The organism is Calditrichota bacterium (genome assembly GCA_013152715.1).
GTDB lineage: Bacteria > Zhuqueibacterota > Zhuqueibacteria > Thermofontimicrobiales > Thermofontimicrobiaceae > 4484-87.
In genome coordinates this window covers 1-6,064 of sequence record JAADFU010000071.1, presented here as the reverse complement: position 1 = coordinate 6,064, position 6,064 = coordinate 1, and the positions used below count along the sequence as shown (strand labels likewise).

Annotated in this window: 5 protein-coding genes; all 5 read right to left on the bottom strand. The window is 47.1% G+C overall.

Annotated features, from left to right (window positions below; all coding sequences use genetic code 11):
- A partial coding sequence (locus GXO74_05580; protein NOZ61132.1) for an aldose 1-epimerase family protein occupies positions 1 to 1,058 on the bottom strand: 1,058 nt, incomplete at its 3' end.
- 14 nt (positions 1,059 to 1,072) lie between these two features.
- On the bottom strand, positions 1,073 to 1,696 hold the full coding sequence (locus tag GXO74_05575) for a hypothetical protein (protein ID NOZ61131.1): 624 nt from the start codon (positions 1,694 to 1,696) through the stop codon (positions 1,073 to 1,075).
- Positions 1,697 to 1,716: 20 nt separating this feature from the next.
- Positions 1,717 to 3,525: an aldehyde ferredoxin oxidoreductase family protein gene (locus GXO74_05570; protein NOZ61130.1), complete on the bottom strand. Its 1,809-nt coding sequence runs from the start codon at positions 3,523 to 3,525 to the stop codon at positions 1,717 to 1,719.
- 308 nt (positions 3,526 to 3,833) lie between these two features.
- Positions 3,834 to 5,114, bottom strand: coding sequence for a 4Fe-4S dicluster domain-containing protein (locus tag GXO74_05565; GenBank protein ID NOZ61129.1), 1,281 nt, complete (start codon positions 5,112 to 5,114; stop codon positions 3,834 to 3,836).
- Positions 5,111 to 5,902 (bottom strand): hypothetical protein, encoded by a 792-nt coding sequence (locus GXO74_05560; GenBank protein ID NOZ61128.1) that lies wholly within the window; start codon positions 5,900 to 5,902, stop codon positions 5,111 to 5,113. The genes GXO74_05565 and GXO74_05560 overlap by 4 nt, the downstream gene beginning before the upstream one ends.
- Positions 5,903 to 6,064: the final 162 nt, after the last annotated feature.

Sequence of the window (6,064 nt, the reverse complement as noted above, 5' to 3'; positions counted from 1 at the left end):
TATGAACTACGAACTTCCTCAATCTCAACTTCCAGCAAATACTCCCGTTTTTCTCCCGGCTCCAGGAATTGTAACGTCCCTGCTTTGCGTTCCGCCGCTCGACCAGCGACGTGACAATTTGCCGGTTCGATTCCCAGGGCATAGAGTCCGGCGCCGGGCATTTTCCACTGCACCAGTCGATGCAACTGGCGAACGTCCCAGCGGAGAGTGACGGCGAGCGGGAATTTTCCGGAGCCAATATTGACGGGAAAATTCGGATTGACTATTTTTACTTCGGTTCTTGAATCGGCGTCTGTTTCCAAATCCGAATGATAATAAACCCGTTCAGCGTAGCCAACTTCCGGCTCCTGCCAGCGGTCATAACCTTCCACAGGCAAATCCGGTTCTCTTGGGGTTATTGTCTTTGAAGGAAAAATAATCCGGGTATCTTTGTCCATGAGCGGAAAGCCAAAATTAAAATGATACAAAATCATGTGCGGCACTGAAGAAAATCCGATATTTTCCACTGTGTCGTGAATTTTAATTTTGCTTTCGCCCGCTTTGCTGGTTATCTCTCTGGTGAGACGAATGGTTTCCGTGAACATTTTCGTTTCCATTACTTCGCCGCGAATGCGAATAAAATAGTCGTCTCCCTTCCAATTTCCCTCGGCGGAAATTAATTGCGCCGGCAAATGATGAATTCTTCCGTGGGCGCCCAGTTTTTCACCCTGGTCTGTATTTGGCGCACCGACTTGCGTTAAGCCGCAGGTTATCAAGAGTCCGCCAGCGGCAGTGCGCAACCACTCCGCGTCGTCATCGTCAAAATAAGCCGGATGGACAGGTCCATTGACCGAATGCCAGCTGAGCGGCGTGCCGCAAAATTCTGCCAGTCCGATGTCCAATGCGCGGGAAAGATTGACTTGATAATTCAAACCTGAGCCGGTGCGCACCTCTGCGATTTCCACGCCCTGGCTCCGTCCTTCGCGCAATTGAAATCGGCGAATGCCAAACAAATTTTCCGCAAATCCAGCGCGCGCATCCAATTCCCGACGCGTTCTTTTTTCTCCGAAAATATTCATAAATTTTCTCCTACCTATCTGTTGAACGCCGTCAAAATTGCGACAATGACCATGCTTGCAGAAAAAATCCAGTTCAGACGCCAGGAAACAACTCGTTCCCGGAGTTCGGGCAATTTGGCAAGCGATTTATGGACGAGAAAAAGAACGATGAAAACATCCAACATCGTCAGCAATCCTTCGCCTAAAAATTGAAATATTCTCTCGCCGCCATTAGCCACCCAGACTGCAGATTTTGTGGTTACAAGTGCAATAGGGATGAAAAGCAAAAAGTGCAATCCGGTCGCTCCGACACCAGCAAGGACAAAAGATAATCTCTTCGGATTTTCATTTTTGACGAGCAACGCCCAGAAAATTTCAAAAGTGACTCCCAACAAGATAACAGCAAAAAATTGGCAGCCCCAAAAAGGCGCGTTGAGAAATTTGAACAAGGCAGCGAGCAACGACATCGCTACAGAAAAGCCGCTAATGTTATGCACCATGCGCGACACAGCTAAAATCAAGACAGCGATGCCCACCAGCGCTACGGAGCGCGGGATTGTCGGATTATTTGCAAAAATTTTGTCGCCAACAATTTCCCAGATTCCCCAGAGCGACCCCCAGAACAAAACTCCCTGAATCAACGAACTTCTTTGCTTCATTTTTCACCTCTTTCTTTCAGTTAAAACATTTCAGTTATACCTAATTTTTTCAAAGTTTCCTCTTTGGGAACGCCATTTTCGTCCCAGCCCATCAGGCGATAGTATTCACTTTTCAAAGTATCAAGGTCCACAACTTCGCCTTTGCCAGGGCCGGAAGGCAATGGCTCTTGCAAAGACCGTTTTGGCAAAACGTCGTCCTTGCTGGTAAAACCATCGCGCAAATTGAAAAGTCTCGTGATATTGATTATTCTCTCGGCGATTTCCTCCAAATCGCGCGGATGAGAATATTCAAATCCAGTGCACGGATTTATCATCTGATAAATTTCTTTCAGCGTCATGCCAAATTTCACAAAATAGCACAAAATCATCGTATTGACCACGGTGGAATCCAGTTGATTGGAACGAAACAGGGCTGCTTTGCCTTCCACTTGTAGCGGGTCGGCTCCGCCTAAAATTTCCGTCAAAGGCGAACCGCGCAAATGGCATGCCCCTCGCTCGGAAATGGCGTAACTCAGGGCAATTCCTTTTGCTGCGCGCGGTAAATAGCCCGGCATTTCCAGCCCCTTCACCTGCATGGCAAACTCTTCACTGCCAGGAAATTGCTTGCTAATTTCGCGCACTCCTTTTTCCAGCAAAACGCCCACACCTTCGCCCTTTGCCATTTTTTCAGTCAATTGCACCAGCGCATCTCCGCTCCCCCATTTTGCTTCGATTCCATCGAGTTCATCTTTTCCAATCATTCCCTTTTGATAAAGTTCCATCACAAAAGCAATGATGTTGCCTGTGCTAATCGTGTCAATGCCATAATCATCGCAAATATAATTTGCGTAAACAATGGCATCTCGATCCGAAACACCGCAATTTGTGCCCAGGGCGAAAATTGTTTCATAATCCGGACCATCGATGGTGATTTTGAATTTTTCAGAATAGGCAATTTTGGAACAGGCAATGGGGCAACCGTAGCAGGCAATGTCTTTTTTCCAGAATTCCTTGCGCCATTTCTCGCCGGCAACTTCTTCAGCTTCAGAAAATTGACCCAATTGAAAATTCCTGGTCGGCAATGCGCCAGCCGCATTCACCAATTTCAAAATATTGTCAGTGCCGGTCTCTTTCAAACGTTTAATCTGACTGCTCATTCGCAAAGCCCGATGAGCAATCCAGACTGCTTCTTCAAATTCTGTTTTATCAAAAACTTTTACATCTCCGGTGCCGCGCACAGCAAATCCCTTTAAATTCTTTGAGCCCATAACAGCGCCGCCGCCGCCTCTCCCTGCTGTGCGCAATCCGCTGAAAATTCCGGAAATCCTTGAGCCCCTTTCTCCTGCCGGACCCACAACCGCCGTTTGAAAATCATTGCCATACTTTTCTTTGAAATATTTGTTGGTCTCCTGAACTTTCTTTCCCCAGATATTCTTCGCATCTTTAATTTCTACTTTTTCATTATCAATGATAAAGTAAACCGGCTCTTTCGCTTTCCCCCTGATGACAATTGCATCGTAGCCGGCAAATTTTATCGTCTGCCCCAAAAAGCCGCCGCAATAAGCATCCATGTAAGTTCCGGTGGCAGGACTTTTCGTGGTCACGCAAAACCTGCCCGCAGTGGGAGCATTTGTCCCGGTCAGGGGACCAACAGAAAAAATAATTTCATTTTCCGCAGAAAGAGGGTCAACTCCCGCCTTCAAATCGCGATACAGATAATAAATTCCGATTCCTTTACCGCCGAGAAAATTTCGCTTTATTTCATCAGAAAGATTTTCAGTTTTCACTTCATTTTTTGTCAAATCGACTATTAAAATTTTATTGGCAAATCCGTTATGTGCTGATTTCATTTTTTGCCTCTTTGTTTATTGAAGTTGTTAAATATTTCGGTTTAAGTCCTAACACGAAGAACAAGAAATATAGCCATTCATCTGGTTTATTTTGCGCTAAAATTAATACTATGCTTTTTCACATCCCCCCTGTCCCCCCTTCAAAGGGGGGAACCAAGTAAGTCCCCCTTTGAAGACGGAGATGCGCCTTTGGCGCAGGGGATTTAGGGGGATGTTTGAATGTCGATAAAAATATTAATTATGAAATTCTTCGTGAACTTCGTGCCCTTCGTGGTTCCCAATCCCCCGCCTTTCCTTAAAAAATAAACTCAACCGTCTTTCCTGGTAATGAATTTTTTCTTCGTCACTATCTCCAATGCATCATATTTGCACCAGCGAACACATTCCGGCGCTCCGCCGCAAAGATCGCAAAATACGGGAAAACCATCTTCGTTCAACCAGATAACTGAAAAAGGACAGGCGCGCACGCAATCGCCGCAGTTGGTGCAAAGTGACGCTTCCAATTTCAAAAATCCCTGTTCGCTGATTGTCAGCGCACCAGTGGGACAGGCGATGACGCATTTTTCGCACAGCGTGCAAACAACAGGTTTGAAACCATCAAGTTCTTTCCCTATTTGAGGCCTTTCGATTCGCAATCGAGCTGAACTGTGGCCATAACCATCGCTGTGAAATCGCTGACAGGCTAATTCGCAAATCAGGCAACCGGTGCAATTTGCCGGAATCGATTTCAGTCGGATAAATCCCTCATGTTTTTCTTCCAGAATGTCCGCAATCGATTTGCCCTCATGCACCAGTGCACAAATATCAGCGACCATTTTTCTGGGATCTTTGGCTTTGGTGACATTTCTGCCAAAAACTGTCCCGGCAGCGCCTGCGCGCAACGCTTCATCGACCAGTTCCAGCGCATCCCGCGGCACGTCAGATTTGGCACCGCCCAGAACAAGCACTGGAACACCCGCCTGATCCACTAATTTTTTAAATGTCTTCACATCGCCAGTGTAAGGAATTTTCAAGGCATCCGCGCCAATTTCCGCAGCAATTCTTCCGGAAGCAATGAGAATTTCCGCAATATTCACACCAGTGACCATTCCGCCCACAGCCATGGGCTCAATGATCAGCGGCAAGCCTACTTTCCGGCATTCGCGAGCAAAATCCGCCGCCTGCTCCAGATTTATCGCCTCGAATTCGTCGCTGTAGCCGATGAAATAATAAATCGTGATCGCTGAAGCACCCACGCGAAGGGCGTCTTTGGCAAATGAAGTCGCCATTTTTCTGAAATTTACTGCGGGCAGCACATTGCTCACATTGGAGCCGCCGAGACGAGGCATGTTCATCCAGTCGGCGCGAATCAGCATCGCCGGAGCATTTTTTCCCTGCATCAAATGTCCCAATCGCAGCGCAGTGCCGTAGCTGATCAGAATCCCATCTGCTCCGCCTTCAACGACTAATTTCAAAATCCGCGCCAGTTCCACGACATTGGGCGTGACATCGGACATCCAGCCGTGGTCGGCTGCCACGCAGACAGCACGACCGTCTTTCGGATTAAAAAGCCGATTCAGACGAGCAGTTTTTCCGGAATATACACTCATTGAACAGCCTCCTTTTCGTGAATCAGCCAATGAATTTTTTCCATTTCTCTCGACAAATTCTTTTGTGCAAAAATTTTGTGCGAGAGCACAATTCCGGCGGCGCCATTTTCGAAAACCATTTCAATTTCATCTTTTGAGGGTAAAGTATCTCGACGCACGAGCACCGGCACACTCATCCAGTCGCAAATGAATTTGAGCGTCTCCGCACTGCAACTCGGGATGAGCAACGCTTCCGCGCCCAACTCCAGCATGAACGAACAGCCAAGTTTAATGCTTTCTTCAAAATTTTCTTCGCTCACCCGCTCTCCGATGGGCTGAATATCAACAAAAAGAGGCAGAAACAAAGTCTGACATTCGCGCGCCAGATGGGACAGATCGCGGATATTTGTCGATTCAAAATCATCATCAAACCCAAAAAGCAAACTGGCAATAACAGCGGACGCGCCGAGTCCGAGTGCATCGCTGCCGTCAGAAATCATCAGACGCTTCACTTCCGTCGCTGGCAGACAAAAATCTTCGCCGCGAAACGCATTTGTCCAATCCACGCGAATGATGGGCGTGGCGCGATTTTTTCCACCGAGCAAAGGCGCATGGTGTTCGGCAGTTCCGGGATTTACGATAATCGCGTCGCAAAATTCATTGATCGAGCTAATCGCTTCCGACACGTGCTCCAACCCCTCAGTCGCTCCAATCACAGACGCCATCGTCGTATCCACAATCAAACTGCGCCCATCCCGCGCACTGATTATATCACTCATGCGTATCGTTTTACCGATGTCAATGTTCATCGGATTCCTCCGTCCTTTTGGAGTTTAAAATTTGTAGTTTATTGTTCATAGTTTATAGTTCAGAGTTCGTAGTTTGTAGTTCATAGTTCGTAGTTTTTTGTCAACCTATTTCAGAACAAATCACCATGCCTAATGCCCAATGACCAATGCCTATTGACTAAT